The following is an 18,978-nucleotide window of genomic DNA, read 5'->3' as shown; positions in this document are numbered from 1 at the left end:
CAACCCTCCCACCACCTGCGACAGCTTGGATGTCATATGAACGAGCACACTGTTTTCAAGTTTGCGGCAAACCTAGCGGACAGCATCACCCACCTTCGTAACGGTGGGCATAACCTTGCTGCTGTGATGCTGACCTACACAGCGATAGACCAGATGTCCTGGCTTTCAGTGGAGCCAGATAAGCATGGCCCGAGGGATTTCGCTGCCTGGGTGAACGATTACATGCTGTCAAAAAATCCTCTGCCCTGCACCGCTGATGAGCTTTGGGTTGCGCGTAACGGCATCTTGCACATGGGCACTGCCGAGGCGGCGGGTCATACGACAAACTCATCACTAAGAAAGCTCGTTTATGTAGCCGGGGATGCGAAGCTCACAGCGAAAAACCCGGCGGAATATGCCGTTATTAAGTTCGAGGATCTGTTCGGAAGCTTCCTAGCAGGCGTGATGTGGTTTACCTCCGACCTTCAAGCCAACACTGCCAAGCTTGAAGTGGCAAAGCGGAAAATGCGAAAGATGTTGAGAGACTTCGGGGCGGACAGCTGAACGACGGCAGCTTGTCGCTTGACGACTTTACGACCGCCTTTTGCGTGTAGAACGTGGCGAACGCCGGTAACGAGGAAAAGTCAGGCTACGGCCGTTCCAGCTGGGATCCAAAGATCATCGCCCTCAACATCATAGGTGCGCTGCTCGCAGCCACCGTCTTTGCAGCGGACATAGGAAAGCATACGGGTCGCGCCATCGCTGTGCGCCACCAACCAGTAGTAAGCATAACCATCATTCGAAAACTCGCTATCTGGCCAAACTTCGATACTGGGATGAAATGCGCTAAGGCGAGAGAACACTTCCGTCGATTTAATCATGGGTATGTCGGACATACTCTTTCCTGCGGTTAATTGTTTTGGGGTTCAAATTGGCCGAGTATTAAAAATATCACTAAAAGCCTGTCTCAGGTTGAACCCCTTCCGCGTGCTTCTTCTAGGTGCGCAAAATACTGGTCAGACATTAATTTTATGGCGCCGGCGGCACTTAGTTCGATCATGCACCGATAAGCGTCCGCTTTTGGCCGATTTCTGCCTGTAAGAAAGGTCAGCAGTCGACCCCAAGCTGACTGTGGCGATAGGTGGAGGTCGGCCCTAAACAGACATTCAAGAGGGGACATCATTGGGCTAGCTATGAAGCACCTCATAGGTCAATCCAGCCTCAAAATATGAAGCTCTCCATTCGAGAGATCCTGCATGTGACTCGCACAGCAAGCGAACGATACATCCAGCCTCCCCCATCGAAATCGCTTCCACCTCCGCGATATCTCCAGGAGCCGCCTCCCGGGAGTTCAGCCAATCAGAGAGCACTACCTTTGTTTGGTCAACCTCGATCAGCTTTATGATATTGCCTTTGGAAAGTGTCATGACGTCTCGCCTAACCTTGTGCCGATATCTGGTTTTTAAACGCGTTTGGAGATTTGCGGAAGGGCTGATTTTGGCCGCCAGCGGCCCTCCGCCGAACCTGAAAATCAGCGCGCCGTCCTCATGTAATGACGACGACTCGCTGATCTTCCGCGTTACAGACTTTAAAGTCTCAGTTTCCGGCTACAGCTGCTTCGCGCTCCATCAGCCTATCCATCAACAAAACCCCCAACTCACTCAACTGGTGAATCGCCAGCGCCACATCGCGCTGTTTCCCGGTCAGATCTTCCGACAGTCGAGCAGCAAGGCAGTGACTGAGGAAAAGGTTTCGTAGCTGTTGGTGATCAGGGTTTCGGTGCTGGCGTCGGCGGCGACGTTGAACAGGGTCGGTGGCGGAAGAGGTGGGGCGGTTTCTGGATTGAGGTAGTGGTCTATAGCGCGATGCGCGGCCTGATTGAGTTTCAGGTCTGGAGTACTTGGAGGGTTGGGCGTGACTTTGAACATGCTTGGAATTTCCCACTTTAGGGCCGCCACCTCTGAGCCACTAAACAAAGGGGTGGCAGCTGTGCGCAGGTTAGTAGACCGGGGATTCCAAGAAAGCCGGCGCGCCCGAGGACGCCCTGCACACAGCCACCATCAAGCGCGGACGGGACCGTCCGATAGATGAAGCTTATGCACTGACTGGAATAACCCCAGGCTACTAAACCCGATCACTGAGTTTTCAGCGACCGAGCCACCTTAGAGACGCCCACTCAAGCGCACAATCCGGCGGATTCTGACGCAAGCGTAGGCAATGGAGCAAGGCACTGTCGCCTCGGACTTTTCCGTTTCAGGGCTTGGTGTAGGACATGTACTCATTCTGCAAAACAATAGGGTCGACGCCCGTGCTTTGTGTCGTACGAATAGCGTGTAAATAAATCCGTCCCTTTAATCCCTCAATGGCTCGAAAGCGGTCATCCTCGACCGGCAGCCATCGACCCAGGCTGTGTGAAAACACCGCCGAGCAGTTCAAGACCTGCGGTTTAAAACAGTATGAGTCGATAGTGGACTTTCACGACCGGCAGCCTTCGTTCGGTCGTTGTCCTTCGAACAGCAATGGCTGGGCTCATTCATAAAATTTACCAGCCAGCAAAATGGCCGCACAGCGTTGCCATACGTTTGATCTACTGGCACTCACAGGGGAACTGCGTGAGCTGGCAGTCGCCCACGCTGCGGCAGCATCAAGAAAGGTATCAATAGAGCCGTTTTCCCACCCCAACGCCCCCGGTCCATAGGCAAACGACGGAGAGGTCTCCTCCAGCAAACGCTCCTCGGCGAAATCCATACCTAGAGCTTCAATGAAGCCGATGAATGATTGTTCGTCGTCTACGGTTTTCAGTAGCTCAGCAAGATTTATGGACATGGTGACCTTGGAGGTGCGTGATAGGTGATAGCGAAGGAGTAAATTCTCACTATGCTGCTATGCCACGAGATGAGGGGCAAGCTTACGTCCTCTTTGGGGCCAGGCTGTGAGAAAGGGCCAGTAATCGTCTAACCTTTTCATCGTCGAGATCGTAGCAGGGGCGATCATGAAGCGATTTATTGAAGGTGAGGCTCGGACGCAAGTCACCTTGCTGCCGGAGTGTCTGGACGATTACGTAGCCGAAGAAAATCCAGTGCGTGTGGTCGATGTTTTCGTTGATGAACTCGACCTGGGCGCACTTGGTTTTGAGGGCGTCGATCCTGCCGCAACGGGTCGTCCGGCCTGTCACCCAGCGGTGTTGCTGAAGATCTATATCTACGGCTATCTCAATCGGATTCAGTCCAGCCGCCGGCTTGAGCGTGAGGCTGAGCGCAACGTCGAGTTGATGTGGCTAACGGGGCGTTTGGCTCCGGACTTCAAAACCATTGCCGACTTTCGCAAAGACAACGGCAAAGCCATTCGCAGCGTATGCCGCCAGTTCGTAGTGCTTTGCCGCAACCTCAATCTCTTCTCCCAATCGATCATCGCCATCGACGGCAGCAAATTCAAAGCCGTCAACAACCGCGACCGTAACTTCACCCAGGGCAAAGTGAAGGCGCGCATGCAACAGATCGAGCAGAGCATTGATCGCTATCTGGCGGCGATGGATTCGGCGGATCGGGCAACGCCAGAAGTGGCCGAGGCCAAAGCCGAGCGACTGAAAGAAAAAATCGAAACGCTGAAACAGCAGATGCAGAAACTCAAGGAAATTGAGGCGCAGCTGCACGACAGTCCAGACCAGCAGATCTCTCTTACCGATCCAGATGCACGCTCAATGGCCACGAGCGGCCGAGGCACCGGAACGGTTGGCTACAACGTACAAACAGCTGTCGACGACAAACACCATCTGATCGTTGCCCATGAGGTGACCAACGTTGGTAATGATCGTGGGCAACTGAGCAATATGGCGAACCAAGCGCGTGAAGAAATCGAGGCTGAAACGCTAACGGTGGTGGCCGACCGAGGCTATTACAAAGGTCTGGAAATCCTTGCTTGCGAGCAAGCCGGCATCACTACCTTCGTACCGAAACCCCTCACATCTGGCAGCAAAGCCGAAGGCAGATTCGGCAAGCAGGATTTCATCTATCTTATTGCGTCGGACGAGTATCGATGCCCTGCGGGGCAGTTACTAACCAGGCGGCATTCGTCGATGGAAGACGGCATGTTATTGCATTGTTACTACTTCTCGGGCTGCCAGTCCTGCTCAATGCAAAAGCAATGTACGACGGGTAAGGAGCGCCGTGTGAAGCGCTGGGAACATGAGGCGGTAATCGACGCGATGCAGGTTCGGCTAGAACATGACCCGGGGAAGATGAAGGTTCGCCGCCAGACTGTTGAGCATCCTTTTGGAACGCTCAAATATTGGATGGGAGCCACCCACTTCCTGACCAAAACACTTCCGCGGGTAAGTACCGAAATGAGTCTTCATGTACTCGCCTACAACCTCAAACGAATGATGAGCATCTTCGGCATAGTAGGACTGCTTGAGGCGATCAGGACGTAAATCCAGCCACTTGCTCGCCCGTTAGTAGCCGTTTGGGCCGCTAACGCGGCCCAAACAGCATTACGAATGTCTATGTAGCTGACTAAGGCAATTCGCGCTTCCGTCTGCTGGTTGTCGCAGACAATGCTCGTAGTTCTCAACTTTCGACGTATTCAGTGCGTTTTCACACAGCCTGGACCCAAAGCGGACATCTGATTTCCCTCGTTTATCACTATGATGAGCCAAAGCTTCGCTACCGGAGTTAATGAGCTTTGGGCAACCTACTGCAAGTGACCATGGCCTGATAGCTCACATGGCATGAGGCCGGAACAGCAAGGTTTATGCTCTAGGTTGGCGACCAAAAAAATCAGCTCAATGCTTGGTTGATCGTCTCGAAAAGCTTCGAGAATCGCTGAATTACGTCTTTACTGATCTTCTTAGGCGGTACCGCCACATAAGCAGCAGCCACTGCAAAATGATTGTATCCAGGAGTTGGTCGAACGCTGACCTGACTGCTTATCAGCTGCTTCTCAATCCTTTGTACGATCCGATCTGCTTGCGGCAGATCCTCCAGTTTTAAGACTGTTCCAGCAAGAGCTTTGGAATAGACCTCGTTGAAATGTTCGAGATACGCTTTGGGGTCTAGGAGATCCTCGAGGTCGGTGGCAACAGCGACCGCTTCGTCCGCTCCTAGGTTTTTGAATTGTGAGAAATTAAAGACTTGTTTTTGATTTAGCAATTTTTGCTGCACCATGGCGTCGAGCTTCTGATCACTCTTGCCGCTGTAGTCATGCAGAACAGCAAATGCTAACCCATTACCTCCCAGGAGTGACACGAAGGTCGCTACGTTGCTCAAGCCCCCCACGGGGACGATCGTGATTTGGGGATCAAGTCCTACTCCTCCAGTCTCTTCGACGGCTCTAGACATCGCTTGGAGTACAGTGAGTTCCGAAATGCCCTCGACCAGCAAGTTTCGCTCGGCGATGAATAGGTTTTGAGCAATATTCCAACCTAGGGCGGCCTGCAGTGGGAAAATTGTCTTGGAATCCGACCCGGAAAGGTTAGAAGAAATCACTGTCCCTTGGCGTGGCTTGTCTTCCACTACCCTCACTTGGTACAGGCGATCTGAATTCACCATGAACGGTGAGTGAGTCGTGTAGATGACCTGGTGGGTCTCAGCAAGATCGTCGATGTAACGCAAAAAATCAGACTGAGCGAGGGCATGCAGAGCCAGGGCCGGCTCGTCCAGAAGCAGCACAAGATTTTTACTGGTTGTACTGCCGACCACGCTGAGTTGCTGCTGGACGCTGTCAAACCACACTAAAAAGCTAAAGAACCAGATGAAGCCTCGGCTGCGCTGATCGAATGGGGTGGTCACTCCACGATGTCTTTTGTTTTTGATCCGCAGGTAGAGGTTAGGCCCGTCGTTAAATGGGGCGGCATCTGACGCATCAGGCCGAATATCGATCTCGACTTCGAGGTCTTCGTTCTGCTTCCAGAATTCCAGAATCTGATCAGTTAGGTTGATCGATACCGATTCGATCTGTGCCTTCAGTTCTTCATAGGAGGTGCCATTCGAAAAGTCGTCCAGTTCAACTCCCGCCATGCGTAGTAGGGCGATCACTGCTTGATGCTTTGGCTCGATCTGCTTGTGGGCATTAGCCGGATCTTTGCTTGCGGCGGCTAAGCGATTCGCAAGATCTTTAAGATTGAGTTTTCCAGGCAGAAGGTCGTAGTCGCTGAAATAAAGAAAGCTAGGAATCTGGGGTGATAGCAACTGCCAAGCTTCGTAGGTACATACTGACGACCAGTCCGCACGGGCACCGCTCACACGGGTTTCGAGCCCTTGGACGAATTCTGTGTCAGCCTCGTTCGTCAGGCTGATGCCTTTCAGGCCTAATAGTGCTTCTCTCAGCGAAGTGGCTTTGCTGAGGACGGCTACTGCACCTTCGCTCAGCCCTACGGTAGTTGCCAAGTTTTTTAGTATTGGCGCTTCGGGAATGCTCAACCCAATTGAACTAGCATTTTTGTAGTTACGTGACACTGTGAATCTGAATCCGGCCTTTATGTCACAACCGATTTTGGCGTTGATTTCAGATGCCTCAGCGTCGTCGATTACGTAGGTTAAAATGACGGCGTCTTCAGGCGACTCCTCGTGGCGTCGCTTATATGTCAGCAGGTCTTTGCGTGGATAGTCTTCGGTGATGTCGAATTTCTCTTTGTCCAGCGCATCCTTGGCTTTATGTAAAGCTCTGAGAAAGACCGTCTTTCCGGCTTCATTCATCCCCACCAAGACAGTGACCTGGGGGTCGATCTCAGTTGTTTGCTGCTCATTGATTGAGCGGAAAGGGCCAACCTTTACAGATGTCAACAGCATGTCCGTTTGTCCTTGTTGATCGAACGCGAATGGGCACGAAGGTAAGCGAAAAGCCATCACGTCGTCTACGTAGACGTGGCTACTCTTAACGGCAGTCCGCTTTTGGCCGTCTGCTGCCTGTCGCATCGGCAGCTTTTGGCGAATGCTGACCCCTCACTCTAAGCCGTTTCATGCCCTTAACTCACGGGTGGCTCAGGACATCCGCCTCCCCCACTGCTACGCTTTCGGCTCCTTCATTGGAGTCGAAACGATGCCCACTGAATATTCACTGCCTGATGTCCTTGAGCGTCTGTACCAAAACCAGCTCGCCTTAGAAGCGGCAGTGATGGAGTTGACGTTATGGATTGAGCGCCAGGGTACGACGGACACAGGCGACAATGTCCGCGGCGCGCTACAAACGATTGGAGAGAACGCCGGACACATCAAACAAGGCTTTGCAAAACTGAAGGCCCGAGGCCCGCACTAATTAAGCTGTCCACGACGTCCCGCATGCGACAGCCTTGCTTGGACTATGTGCGCATACAGTCCGGGCCATCTGTCCGGCGCATAGGATGGCCCCACACTTTACAGTCCGTCAGATACAAATCCCAAACTATGTGCTGGCAGGTAAAATGGCATAATATGCCAATAGTCGAAAGGACCTGTATGTCCAGAGCTGGAGCTAATCATGGCGACGCGAAACGTTGTACTCACCCCTCACCAGGAACAGGTTATCCATGACCTGGTGCAGTCCGGCCGTTATCAGAATGCCAGCGAAGTGATGCGAGAAGGTTTGCGGCTATTGGAACAGCGCGTCGCCGAAGACACCGCCAAAATTGAGGCCCTGCGTCAGGCGACCTCTATCGGCATCATGGACCTTGAGCAAGGGCGCTTTACTAGGTTGAACGAAGGGGATCTGGAGCACTACCTCGAGGGCTTGAGCCTGGAGGCAACCCTACCCGCGCGCGAGAAACACTGAGCATGTCGCAGTATCGGATTTCCAACGCGGCGCGCGCCGACATTGTCGACATCCTCAGGCTCTCCCAGACGCAGTTCGGCGATCAAGCACGCCAGCGGTATCAGGCGCTAATCCTCGCCGCGCTGCAAGCGATTGCCGACACGCCTTATCGCATTGGCAGCTACGAACGCGGTGAGCTGGCACCGGGCCTTCGCAGCTATCACCTCATCTATTCACGCCAGCAGGCCAAACAGCCCCATGGGGCGGTCAAAAGCCCACGCCATATCGTGTTTTATCGTGTAGCAAGCGACGACGTGATCGAGGTCGTCCGACTCCTTCATGACGCCATGGAAGTGCAATTGCACTTGCCTAATGACTGATCCTGGCCCAAAGGCTTAGCTGTCCATGAACAGCGAAGGTAAGGCGCCCGCCTCAACATGCAACCTGAGCGCCTTCGCTGCCCGCCGACTCAGTGGCCAATTGAAGCGGGAAGTTATGGGCCCGACCGGATTATCGAGACCCACCACCAGAAGCACGATGCGCAACGTTGCCTGCCACTTTCAATACCGAACAACCGCTTCTTAAGCGCTTTCCGTGGCCAGGCGCCTGGCATTACGCTCCGGTTGTCGATGGACACGCGGATCGATCTCTCTGGCGACCGGCGCCATTGCAACATCTCGCAGAGCATGAGCATTTCACGCTGCCAATTTCAGGACAGGTGCTGAAAGGCGGCCCGGACAACTCCGATTAAGGATATCGACTCATCTAACGACCAAGAATTTTCCAGATTCGGGTTGGTCATCCAGTACACAAAGGCGCACTGAATGCCAGTCACGGCCACCCCGCTCCGGGTCAGAAATAGCCATTCGCGATCGCTCGCCCACCCTGTGCAATTGGGGGCAAAACTGGGGGCAAAATTTGTTTTTTTCAGGCTGTAAATACCGATCTAGAGCCCAGTCAAAATGTTTTTTGGCGATCCTGAGAGTCTCTAGGCGTCGTCGGGCAGGCTGTTCATCTGATCATTTTTGCCTTTCCACAAACCATGGAGCTCCATCCACTTCCAGTGGATTGGTACATTGGGGGCGCATCTGAGGGCATGCTTTGGATGGTTTGAAAAGGATGCCCCCACCTTTACGAGGCTATTGAGAATCGGTAAGCCGGTACTTTCCGGCCTCAATCTTCACCATGAGCTTCTGCCCACAGAGACTGCCTATCGCGCGGCCCGCAATGCTCTCGATGGAGTCATCTAAATCACTGGGTACCAACCCTTCCCGCAACCATTGTACTACTTGGGATTTGGTGGCAACGGTCGCCTCGTTGCGCATCCGAAACTCGACGATCGTAGTGGCGAGGAATAGGACAGGGACTTCAGTAATCCCACACACAGGGTCATTAGAGCGCGGAAATTCAAAATTGCCGACCAGTGCCGCCACCTTGATTAAAGATTGCCCGCGTTTCATTGATCGCGCAGTACCCAATTCAACCGCCTGCTGGGCGACCTCAAAAACCTTGGCCTCGTCCAATGGCTCCACGAGGCAAGTCAGACATGCGCCATACATGTTATGCGGTGTCATCGTATTGCATTCGGTGCAGGGCTTAAGATAGCCCTCTGTCAGTTCATTACGCACAACGTCGATTCCAGCTATGGGAAGACCTGTCGATAGCGATATCCACCAGCCCCAAAGCTGAACTCCGCGATTGCTCCACCTGCCGCCGCCTTCATATACCCACCGCCTCCATCGGCTTGCGTAAACAAATCCTTCGCCGAAGATTTCGTGTCTTCCGTACAAGTCGGCGTATTTTCGCATTCTGTTAACGATAAATCGTGGGGCCGGAGCACGGGCATCCTGATCGAGCACTGATTTTCGATCAATATTCTCCAAGCCTTTGCGCAGGAAATCTGATTTTACGCTGCTCTGACCCACAAGCAGTTCGATAGGTACGATGATATAGGCACGAGTGGTAGCTCGCCCGAGAGCGCAAGCCAATGTGATGTCATCCATTTCGAAGCCTGCTACGACGATGACGACTGGCGCCTCCATACCGCGATACGCCGAGATCGTGGAGCGTGGAACTTTGATCTCATCAAGCGACGAGGAGAACTGACTTAGCACGATCAAGTCCTCGTTCATCACACCTGATTTAGCAAGGCTCGCCATCATGGTCTGGATTGTCTTGGAGACATCCCAGCTAATGCTTCTGGACAAGTCCTCCACGGAGATCGGCCGAGGGCAATTCACCTCATGTCGTGGCGGTAGCATCTCCATCATCGTCTGAGTGATGCCTCCGGGATTCCGGTAGACCGTTGCCAAATAGAAGAATCGCTCGCCATAGGTATCCTCCAGAAATCGATAGGAACTGCCTTTTTCGATCCCGGGTAGGACCTGGAGCTCATCAGCAAAAACGAACTTGCGTGCGTTGGCGAAATGGTCGCGCAGCGCCAAGTGATCGGCCTCATTGAGCGCCTGGGCCTCATCGACGATCAACGCCGCGTACTGTTGATCTACCGACCCATGCAGGGCTAGGTGATGCTCGTCATAGTTGGGCTCGCCGGAGCTGTTTTCCCTGTTCCGCTTGCCCTGGGACTCGCAGTAGGAATGAAAGGTTTGAACAGTCACCGCCCGGCCAAACTGGCTCAATTGAGCGGCCACCTTATGCGTAATCTGGCGGTTCTTCAGAAGGAACAGTACCTTGAGGTCCCGAGCGACAAACTGCTCAGCAAGAGAACGCGCTATCAACGTCTTGCCGCTGCCCGAAAATCCCGCGATCAACCTTCGATCAGAGTCTACGCACAATGCCACCTGATTCGCCTGCTTTTTGTCTAATTGAAGCCACAACTCGCTGTCCGCAACAATTTTCCGGCCAAGAGCCCCGTCCCGTAATTCCCGCGGCCAGACGGAGTCGAGAAATTGTTTGATTTCATGGCTGAAATTATCCTTGATGTCGTAGTTCAGTGCGGACTTCCAGTGCGCCATCAATTGCACGATGCGCGAAGGCATGTCCTGACGGTGCTTTTGGAGGATTAGAATACCGTCGGGCAACTGCCGGTCGAGCGGCACGTATGCACTGGCGATTTGCGAGCTCTCCAGATCGAAGTCTGGAAAATGCACTGCATAACCGACTGGGCACTTCATCTGCCACGATTGCAACATATCGACGAGGACGAAAGCGTTGTCCTTGACCTGATTCAGAGGATCGATTTCATAACCGTGACGTTCGTGAATGAATCGAACGCCCGACGGCTGATACAAACCTGACTTCGTCTCTATGCAAAGCATACCCAGCTCCGCATGTAAGATTACGAAGTCCACCTCGCCAGACAGGTGCCTTCTCTCTAAGGAAACTCGCAGGTAGTCCTGCAGATCCTGCGAGTACACCCGCTTTGTCCGGCCGCGTAGCCAAGGTAGCGAATGGATGACGACAAACCCATCGTCAAGTGCCGCTAGTTCCTGAAAAAGCGTAAATTCGCCTTTGCTGCGGAATTCCGCATGATCGAGTGCTGGAAAGAATTTGGCCATGAATGGAAGAAACGCTATGTCAGTTGGGGCATAGTAAGGCACTGGATGCACCCGTGTCTTCTCATCCACCAACCTATCAATGGTACCGCTCCGATCAGCCCAGACCGGGCGGAAATTACCGAATCGATAGTCAAGTTGTACCCTACCCACCTAGGGGTTCATCGTTCGGGAAATGGATTCGCTATCGAGCACGTTGGTGACTGGTTGCAAATCGACAAGGCAACGTCGTAATCAAGGTTGTAACGGGTGGAGAAATCGATTCAGTGAACCGCTGAGCGGTCTAGCACCCGACACATTTGACGTAAGACTAATTTTCCTCAATACGATCCTTCAGCCACTCCCCTACCCGCTTGCGAATTCTGACATCGCCAAGGTCATCGAGCACGTTAGACGGTAAGAGTGTGCCGTCGTCATCAAGTAGTTTTCGAGCCGGGTGACCATCATCCAGTAGATCAAGAAGCCCCATAGCCACTGCAAGATCACGACTTTCCAGCTCGTAGACGCCCAGCAGCAGTAAGGCTCGGTGTGTCTGAGACTTCCCAATCTGCTCAAGGAAGGTGGCAGCCTCAGCGACAGGAAAATGCCGGCTCACCAAGGCCGTGAGTGAAGCAGCTAATGTTGCAGACACACTCATCAACCGCTTGGGGGTGATCTTACTCAGAATGTCTGCTTCAACAAAAGGCGCCAAAGCCAATGCCTCTGTGGCGTCGGCACGGGCCCACGGCAGTAGGTCCTTATTCTTCAATATGGCCCAAATCTGCTGGCGGATTTCGGCCTCACACAGGCTGGCAGCGGTTGTGAGTGCAATACGGCGCAAGGTGCGATCTTCGGTCGCTCTCGCCAAGTCGATAAGCTGCCTTCCATGCTCATAAGACAGCTCCCCGTACCCCTCAAGCGCATTCACTGCCTCGCGTGCAATCCGGTAAAAGGTTGGCTCGTCATAGGCTGCATTAGCTTCTGAGTAGCGATCTTTCGACATTGCCATCAAGACCGGTAAATGGTCTGCATGTGGTCGGTTGCTCAACTCGTTAACGAGTGCAAGGCGCACTCGGCTTCCTCGATCACTCTTCAGATCGAGAAACTGAAGGGGCAACGGATCCGGTAGCCTAGGTGCCAGGTATTCAAGTGCCGCACAGCGGGCGTCAGCACGGCGATGACTCAAGGCACGCCAGACGAGCGGCTCACTGTCTATTGCTATTGCCGCTTGCGCCGCTGCGAGTGCGCTCGCAGCCTCTATGCTTTCATCCAGCCAGCGCTCGATGTTACTCGTCGGCACACCGCCACTCGCAATCATGATCGGCACAATCCGAGCCAGAACGGTCAATGAACAATCTGACGCAGCAGACTCCAGCAAAGACAGCGCCGGACCTCCAACACCTTGTGAGGGGCCCGTAGCACAAAGAGCACCCAGGATTTCCGTGGCCTCAATAGGGAGAAAACGCAGGTCAAAAAGACTGCCCTCCTCCTCCTTCACCACCACGCTGAAGTCCACCAAAAGGTGAATGAGGGCCACCGGTGAACTCATGAGTGCCTTGAAGCATTCAACCAGGACTGCGGGAGCGACAGTGTAAGCACAGAGCATGAGCGAATTGCGAAGGTCTTCATCCTCAGGCAAGGAAAGCATTCGATCCAGCAACGGTTTTTCCAGCGAAGGGTACCAACGCTTGTGAGCAACTCTCCACGCGAGATCCTCACTGTTACTGCCCAAGGCAATGTTCAAAATGCTGAGTAGCTCATCCTCACCGGTTTTAAGCCTAGAGTCTTGAATGTTGCGCGCCCACTCGTTGACCAAGCTTTTGGCATGATGATGATTGGCAAGGTGCTGCCAGTATCCCGAGGAGCGCTTAGTTGAAACGTAAGTCGCAACAAGAATGCGTGAAGCCTCACCTTCATCATCTGGTCGAGAGTAGTACCATTCCTCATACGTAATGTCGTGCTCACCGTCTTCAATGGCTGTCCACTCTTTGACATTTCGCGGGTTTGGCAACCGTAACGCCTCAAGCTCTGCCAAGGCTTCGACTAACACGGCCTCGTATCCCGGCAAGTCCCTTATAGCTCCCGCGGCAATCACATGAGCATTTGAATGGAAGGGGGTACCGACTAGAGTATGCGCCACCTCGATAAAAGCCGGCGCCAACCCAGGGGCAATCCGATCAAGCTGAGGCACGAAGTGCCGACTGTACTCTCCGAAATCTTGTGACAAATACTTGCGCACGAAACGTTCCACGATCACCGCCGAGCGAGGATCGGCGCACACACGGTCGTACCACTTGTCGCTAAACGTTGGCGGCGCCCAACCATCAATGAAGAAGCCCCCGCCTCTCCTTCGCCCCTTGGTTATCCAGCGGGCAACCTCTGAAGGGATGGAGTCGACGGATCCGATATCAGCAGCGAGCTCTAGCAGAGGCATAAGCTCAGAGCGAGGATCGAAAAGCGACTCATCAAGCCATTCATCAATCGCGACTTGACTGGCATGATCCACTGCAAACACGTCATAACTGTCCGTCAGATCCTCACTGAAACTGAGCGCCTTACTCAAGACACGTGCAGCGGTCTCCAATCCCCAGTCACGCTGGTCGCCGGTCAATGAAACCAGGGCTGATAAAAGCGCATTGAGAGCGCTTTCACTGCAGGACCAGTTTTTTTTGAGAAACGTCGCAAAGCCTGCGCGAACGCTCGTATGGGAGAAGGTGACCTTACGGTTGGGCTGGCGTAAATGTCGAGCTGCAATCATCCGATCAACAGCACCGTCCAATTGCGCTCCCAAGGGAGGATCAATGCGGCGCAATCGGCGCAGGACAGCACTCAGTTGTTCTCGATCGAAATGACCACGCGCCGCCACCAGCCCCCACACCACAGCCGACAGCCCTATTTGGTCTACCGCTTTCAGGTACTTGACGACAACACCCTCGACCGCATCGCGATGAGCTAGGTCTAGTAGGCGGCTTAGAAAAGCATAATCCGGCTCGCCGGCCTCAGGACCTTCAGAGAGGTTTGTGAAAAACAGATCCAGCTCCAGTGGTGTCTCCAAGGCTGCGAGCACTTCGCGCTTGAATTCCAGAGCTTTGGGCTGCAGGGGCGTGGCGATCGCGGCCATGCGTTTCTCATAGATTTTAGCCAGTTGGCCGTCGCTGTAGTGATCAGCATTGAGTTCCATTGACCATAGTTTAAGACCCCGCTCCGCCTCAGCCTCCCTCATTACATCAGCACGTGACGTGACCACGTACTGGTTGCCAGCGCGTGCACCAGGTAGCAACTTGGGCAATTGCTCCGTCCAACTCTCAGAACCCGATCTGAGGCTGTACTGCCCCCAGGGGTCCTCCAGGTAAAATAATGTGGGACCTGAATTGACCAGGCGTCTTGTAACTGACGGACCTTCGGCAGGATTCACCGTGACGACATCAAGGCCTGGCGCCGCTAACCGGGCCCGCTCACACAGCGCAAGTGCAGCAAGTGTCTTGCCCGTCCCGGAAGGACCGGTAATGACAATGGCGCCTTGCTTACGAAAGTGGGACAGCATCGCCTCAAAATTAGAGGGTTCGACAAACGCGTCCAGCTCCGCCGCACTCGCCAGAAAGCCACCATGCTCACGTACGATGGCCAGTAGTTCATCGCGAGTCCAGACCCCAGGGCCTGTGCCACGCATGCGACGGAGTGACTCTGACCTCAGCTTCTCACGACACGCCTTCAGGCGAGAGTGAGGAATGCGCAGCAAGTCAGACAGGATCTCCCTGATCTTGAACTCTATGAGCTCGTTAGTAAGTCCTCCCCAGATGGCTACACGACCCTCTGGGGTCTTCGTCAGTGTCTGTCTGAGTGAGGGTGGAAACGAAGCCGGATCGGGTTTTTCCTCAAAATCCGAGACGAGCAGATCGCGAGTAACACCTGTCGCGTCTGCGTTGGTCACCAGCAGGAAATGGGTGTCGGGATCATCAAGGTGATGCTTGGCAGGCCGTCGTTTTTTACCGTGGTTGAGCAGGCTGGTGAAGTCCGCAACCGACCAAGGATCACCCGAACAAAACTTCACCTGCATGACCAACTTGTACCCGTTGGCCAAGGATGCCTTAGGGACTACCGGACTCGGTTCAAAGGGTTCTAAATCAGCCTCCAGATCCTCTTCATTGGCAGGTTCCAAAGTCAGGCTCGTGGCAGATTTAGTAATCAGCAGCAGCCGAAGAGCCGCCAGCTCCGATACATTGAGCTGATAGTCATAACCTGCTAGTGCAGCGACGGCTCCCGCCGAGGAGCTTGCGTTGCTGCCCGTGGCGGTATTGTTCGATGGCATGGCCTTGGCAGGATGGCTATCCAAGCTCATATAGTGTCCTTTAGTCGTTTATGGCTACGTCGTCCCTCTTCCGAGCTAAGCAGACAGCAATGAACTGCCGGCATCATCAAAGTGTTTGGCGACAACCGGTGAGGCGAAATATGGCCATTCAGTATCACAGGAATAACAATCTAACGGAACAAACCTGCTCACCATAAAGCTCTATACCAAGCCTGACCAAGGTCCCGCTGCCTGTACGGCAGTGAATTCTCAACAGATCCTTGCTGACATCAACAGTAATTTCTGAGCTGCCTATACGGCAGTGGTTCCCCACTCTGTTGCCGCTGACCGAAAGCTGACCCAGTAGAGGCTGTTCTGCCGACTGAAAACTGACCCAGGTGTTCAACTGCTTCTGCTCACTTTTCGAGCAGGAGAACACAGGGTGATCAGCATGGAAATGTTGGGAAAAATCCGGCGGATGTACTTCCGCGACAAGCTCTCGCTGCATCAGATAGCCAAGCGTACCGGGCTTTCTAGAAACACCATCCGAAATGGGTCAGAGCGCCCGAAGCCACTCAGCCGGCGTACCAACGGTGCGCAACCTTCAACAAACTCAGCCCTTTCCACGAGACGCTGGAACAGGCGCTCAAGGCCGATTCGTTCCGGCCAAAACACAACCGCAGGAGCGCTAAAGCGCTTTTCGAGCAGATCAAGGCCGAGGGTTACGACGGCGGCTACAGCCAGCTCACGGCGTTTGTAAGCTCTTGGCGAGGTGAGCAAGGCAAGTTTTTACGCGCTTTTGTGCCACTGACTTTTGCTCTGGGTGAGGCCTTTCAATTTGACTGGAGCGAAGAAGGTCTGCTATCGGCGGCCTGTTTCGACGCATCCAGGTCTCCCGCATGAAGCTGTGTGCCAGTCGTGCGTTCTGGTTGGTTGCTTATCCCAGCCAAGGGCACGAAATGTTGTTCGACGCTCATACACGCTCGTTTGAAGCGCTTGGCGGAGTGCCGCGTCGCGGCATTTACGACAACATGAAAACGGCTGTCGACAAGGTCAACAAAGGCAAAGGCCGCACGGTGAATGCCCGGTTTGCTGTCATGTGTGCCCACTACTTGTTCGATCCCGACTTCTGCAACGTAGCCTCCGGCTGGGAAAAAGGGCATCGTCGAAAAGAACGTACAGGACAGCCGGCGGCGTATCTGGCTCGATGCTCAAAACTGCATGTTCCACACCTTTGAAGAACTGAATATCTGGCTCGGTCAACGCTGCCGGAAACTCTGGAGCGAGCTGGTGCATCCGCAGTACAACGGGCTGACGGTGGCGGAGGTCTTGGAGCTGGAGCGGGTCGAAATGATGCCGATGCCGACAGCGTTTGATGGCTACGTCGAACGTACCGTGCGGGTCTCCAGCACCTGCCTGATTAGCGTGGCGCGAAATCGCTATTCAGTGCCATGTGAGCGCGTCGGCCAGTGGGTTAGCAGTCGTCTTTATCCATCCCGGATCGTGGTCATCGCCGATGAAACGGTGATTGCCAGTCACGAGCGCCTCTTTGATCGAGATCAGGCCAGTTTTGACTGGCAGCATTACATCCCGCTTATCGAACGCAAGCCCGGTGCACTGCGTAATGGCGCGCCATTTGCCGATCTACCGAAGCCGTTGCTGCTTCTCAAGCGGGGACTGAGGCGTCACACCAACGGTGATCGAATCATGATGCAGGTACTGGCTGCTGTGCCTATCGCCGGTCTCGAACCGGTGCTGGTGGCCGTGGAGCTGGTACTTGAATCGGGAAGTCTGAGCGCCGATCACATCCTCAATGTTCTTGCCCGCCTGACCTCCACGGCACCACCTCCCTGCGTAGAAACCAGCCTGCAACTCAAGGTGGCGCCTGTTGCCAATACGGCTCGCTACGACCGGCTCCGTACGACCGATGAGGAGAACCGCAATGCGTGACTTAATGACAGAACTCAAAGAACTGCGCCTGCACGGCATGGCCAGTGCTTGGGACGAACTGGTCTCTCAAGGAGCCGCCTCGACGGCTTCATCGAAATGGCTGCTGGAGCATCTGCTTCAACAGGAACAGGCGGATCGCGCGGTGCGCTCGGTGAACCACCAGATGAACATGGCAAAACTCCCCATGCACCGTGATTTAGCCGGCTTTGACTTCAGCGCTTCCAGCGCTGATGCCCGGTTGGTCAGCGATCTATCCAGCTTGGCATTCACTGAGACCGCGCAGAATGTCGTGTTCATTGGTGGGCCGGGAACTGGAAAAACACACCTGGCCAGTGCCTTGGCTGTATCCGGAATCACGACCCACAACAAACGCGTGCGCTTCTTTTCTACGGTGGATCTGGTGAATCTGCTGGAGCGTGAAAAGTACGATGGCAAGGCAGGACGGATCGCCCAGGGGCTGCTTCGCACAGACCTGGTGATACTTGATGAGCTGGGGTATTTGCCCTTCAGCCAGAGTGGCGGCGCTCTGTTATTTCACCTGCTGTCCAAACTGTACGAGCACACCAACGTGGTTATCACCACCAACCTCAGCTTCTCAGAATGGTCGAGCGTATTTGGTGATGCCAAGATGACTACGGCGTTGCTGGATCGGCTGACACACCACTGCCACATCGTCGAAACGGGCAACGAGTCTTACCGCCTTCAACACAGCACCTTGGCCGCCCAGACAAAGATCAAATCACGAGAACGAAAGCGCAAGGATGGAGATGATAACGAGGACGATCAGCCGTTTTGATCCGCGTCATAAGCGCCCTGCTGCATGCCTACATGTGGCGGGGCTTGATGCATCGTCAACCGGATCACGACTGCTAAGCTTATCCACAATTGCTGGGGCAAAAATCAGCAATCCGTCCTGGGTCATTTTTCAATCGGCAGGGTGGGTCAGTTTTCAATCAGCGCCGACATTTTGGGAACAAATCCTTTCTTGGGAATTGTAAATCGCTTTATCTCAGAGGCGCTAAGCAAATCATCAAACCCTCTAACTGTTGCTTTGACATCTATCCCTGCCTCCCTGGCCGCAGCAATACGAGTGTTGTCAATAGAGCTCAACTTCCCATCAGGCATCCTTACCACATCCACCGGATCGCCCTTCCACCCATTAGACTTCATACTTTTCACTAGATCGCTATAAGTGAAAGCTCCCCCATCTTTATCTGTCTTATTGAATGTAACGGTATTCTGCGAAAAACGAATATCGTCAGCCTTATGGGAAGTGGCATTAACTATTTTTTTTGCACCGACGGCCAAATAAAAGCCATGCTAATTAACTTACTAAACTATCCACTCCACCTCAAAATCAACTAGCTGAGCCTGAAGCCCTGCCTCATGCTCGAACCAGTAGTCAAACCCTTCAACATCACTTTTCTTCAAGTAAAGATAATACCCGCCAGTGTCGCCATCACGGTCGTCCGCAACAACAATTTCCCAACCAGAATATTCGCCAGTGATAACAATACCCTTCCGAACGATAGACATATCCATATC

13 protein-coding genes and 2 pseudogenes are annotated in these 18,978 nt (G+C 53.8%); 7 read left to right on the top strand and 8 right to left on the bottom strand.

From position 1 onward, the window contains the following. Positions 1 to 36: 36 nt before the first annotated feature. The gene (locus KUA23_RS13855; RefSeq protein WP_078828249.1) at positions 37 to 543 is read left to right on the top strand and encodes a hypothetical protein; all 507 of its coding nucleotides are present in this window, start codon (positions 37 to 39) and stop codon (positions 541 to 543) included. Positions 544 to 623: 80 nt separating this feature from the next. Here KUA23_RS13855 and KUA23_RS13850 read toward each other — a convergent pair whose 3' ends face one another. From KUA23_RS13850 to KUA23_RS13840, 3 genes and pseudogenes are all read right to left on the bottom strand, one after another. Further along, entirely contained in the window at positions 624 to 875 is a 252-nt protein-coding gene (locus tag KUA23_RS13850) for a hypothetical protein (protein WP_012724084.1), read from the bottom strand. 700 nt (positions 876 to 1,575) lie between these two features. After that, positions 1,576 to 1,907 (bottom strand): annotated as a pseudogene (locus KUA23_RS13845) (DUF6124 family protein). Positions 1,908 to 2,508: 601 nt separating this feature from the next. Further along, positions 2,509 to 2,805, bottom strand: a complete 297-nt coding sequence (locus KUA23_RS13840; RefSeq protein ID WP_078828247.1) for a DUF7660 family protein — start codon at positions 2,803 to 2,805, stop codon at positions 2,509 to 2,511. A 166-nt stretch (positions 2,806 to 2,971) separates the two neighbouring features. Between KUA23_RS13840 and KUA23_RS13835 the strand changes: the two genes are divergently transcribed. Further along, positions 2,972 to 4,408, top strand: coding sequence for an IS1182 family transposase (locus tag KUA23_RS13835; RefSeq protein ID WP_078828246.1), 1,437 nt, complete (start codon positions 2,972 to 2,974; stop codon positions 4,406 to 4,408). A gap of 346 nt (positions 4,409 to 4,754) precedes the next feature. Here the strand turns inward: KUA23_RS13835 and KUA23_RS13830 are convergent, their stop codons facing one another. After that, the gene (locus KUA23_RS13830) at positions 4,755 to 6,764 is read right to left on the bottom strand and encodes an AAA family ATPase (RefSeq protein WP_078828318.1); all 2,010 of its coding nucleotides are present in this window, start codon (positions 6,762 to 6,764) and stop codon (positions 4,755 to 4,757) included. Between the two features lie 250 nt (positions 6,765 to 7,014). Between KUA23_RS13830 and KUA23_RS13825 the strand changes: the two genes are divergently transcribed. The 3 genes from KUA23_RS13825 to KUA23_RS13815 all read left to right on the top strand — a co-directional run bounded on the left by KUA23_RS13825 (position 7,015) and on the right by KUA23_RS13815 (position 8,081). Next, positions 7,015 to 7,230 (top strand): death domain-containing protein, encoded by a 216-nt coding sequence (locus KUA23_RS13825; protein ID WP_078828245.1) that lies wholly within the window; start codon positions 7,015 to 7,017, stop codon positions 7,228 to 7,230. A gap of 201 nt (positions 7,231 to 7,431) precedes the next feature. After that, positions 7,432 to 7,722: a type II toxin-antitoxin system ParD family antitoxin gene (locus tag KUA23_RS13820; protein WP_078828243.1), complete on the top strand. Its 291-nt coding sequence runs from the start codon at positions 7,432 to 7,434 to the stop codon at positions 7,720 to 7,722. A 2-nt stretch (positions 7,723 to 7,724) separates the two neighbouring features. Then, positions 7,725 to 8,081: a type II toxin-antitoxin system RelE/ParE family toxin gene (locus tag KUA23_RS13815; RefSeq protein WP_029290773.1), complete on the top strand. Its 357-nt coding sequence runs from the start codon at positions 7,725 to 7,727 to the stop codon at positions 8,079 to 8,081. A 759-nt stretch (positions 8,082 to 8,840) separates the two neighbouring features. On the opposite strand, the gene KUA23_RS13810 is transcribed toward KUA23_RS13815, so the two are convergent. Continuing rightward, positions 8,841 to 11,288 carry an NERD domain-containing protein/DEAD/DEAH box helicase gene (locus KUA23_RS13810; RefSeq protein WP_078048400.1) on the bottom strand — a complete coding sequence of 816 codons (2,448 nt, stop codon included), beginning with the start codon at positions 11,286 to 11,288 and terminating at the stop codon, positions 8,841 to 8,843. 238 nt (positions 11,289 to 11,526) lie between these two features. Beyond that, positions 11,527 to 15,534, bottom strand: a complete 4,008-nt coding sequence (locus KUA23_RS13805; RefSeq protein WP_252994159.1) for an nSTAND3 domain-containing NTPase — start codon at positions 15,532 to 15,534, stop codon at positions 11,527 to 11,529. Positions 15,535 to 15,934: 400 nt separating this feature from the next. Between KUA23_RS13805 and istA the strand changes: the two are divergent. Both istA and istB read left to right on the top strand, forming a co-directional pair. Then, positions 15,935 to 17,433, top strand: a pseudogene (istA, locus tag KUA23_RS13800) (IS21 family transposase). Then, complete coding sequence (istB, locus tag KUA23_RS13795; RefSeq protein ID WP_252994158.1) at positions 17,426 to 18,229, top strand: IS21-like element ISPsy20 family helper ATPase IstB; 804 nt, start codon at positions 17,426 to 17,428, stop codon at positions 18,227 to 18,229. Before istA ends, istB begins: the two are co-directional and overlap by 8 nt. A 146-nt stretch (positions 18,230 to 18,375) precedes the next feature. Here the strand turns inward: istB and KUA23_RS13790 are convergent, their stop codons facing one another. Next, a complete protein-coding gene (locus KUA23_RS13790; RefSeq protein ID WP_252994157.1) occupies positions 18,376 to 18,741 on the bottom strand; it encodes a hypothetical protein in 366 nt (121 codons plus the stop codon). 24 nt (positions 18,742 to 18,765) lie between these two features. Then, entirely contained in the window at positions 18,766 to 18,975 is a 210-nt protein-coding gene (locus tag KUA23_RS13785; RefSeq protein ID WP_223204516.1) for a hypothetical protein, read from the bottom strand. Positions 18,976 to 18,978 lie beyond the last annotated feature (3 nt).

The sequence above is a fragment of the Pseudomonas pergaminensis genome (assembly GCF_024112395.2).
Taxonomy (GTDB): Bacteria; Pseudomonadota; Gammaproteobacteria; order Pseudomonadales; family Pseudomonadaceae; genus Aquipseudomonas; species Aquipseudomonas pergaminensis.
The sequence above is the reverse complement of the archived record's forward strand: the minus strand, read 5'-3'. Positions and strand labels throughout refer to the sequence as shown.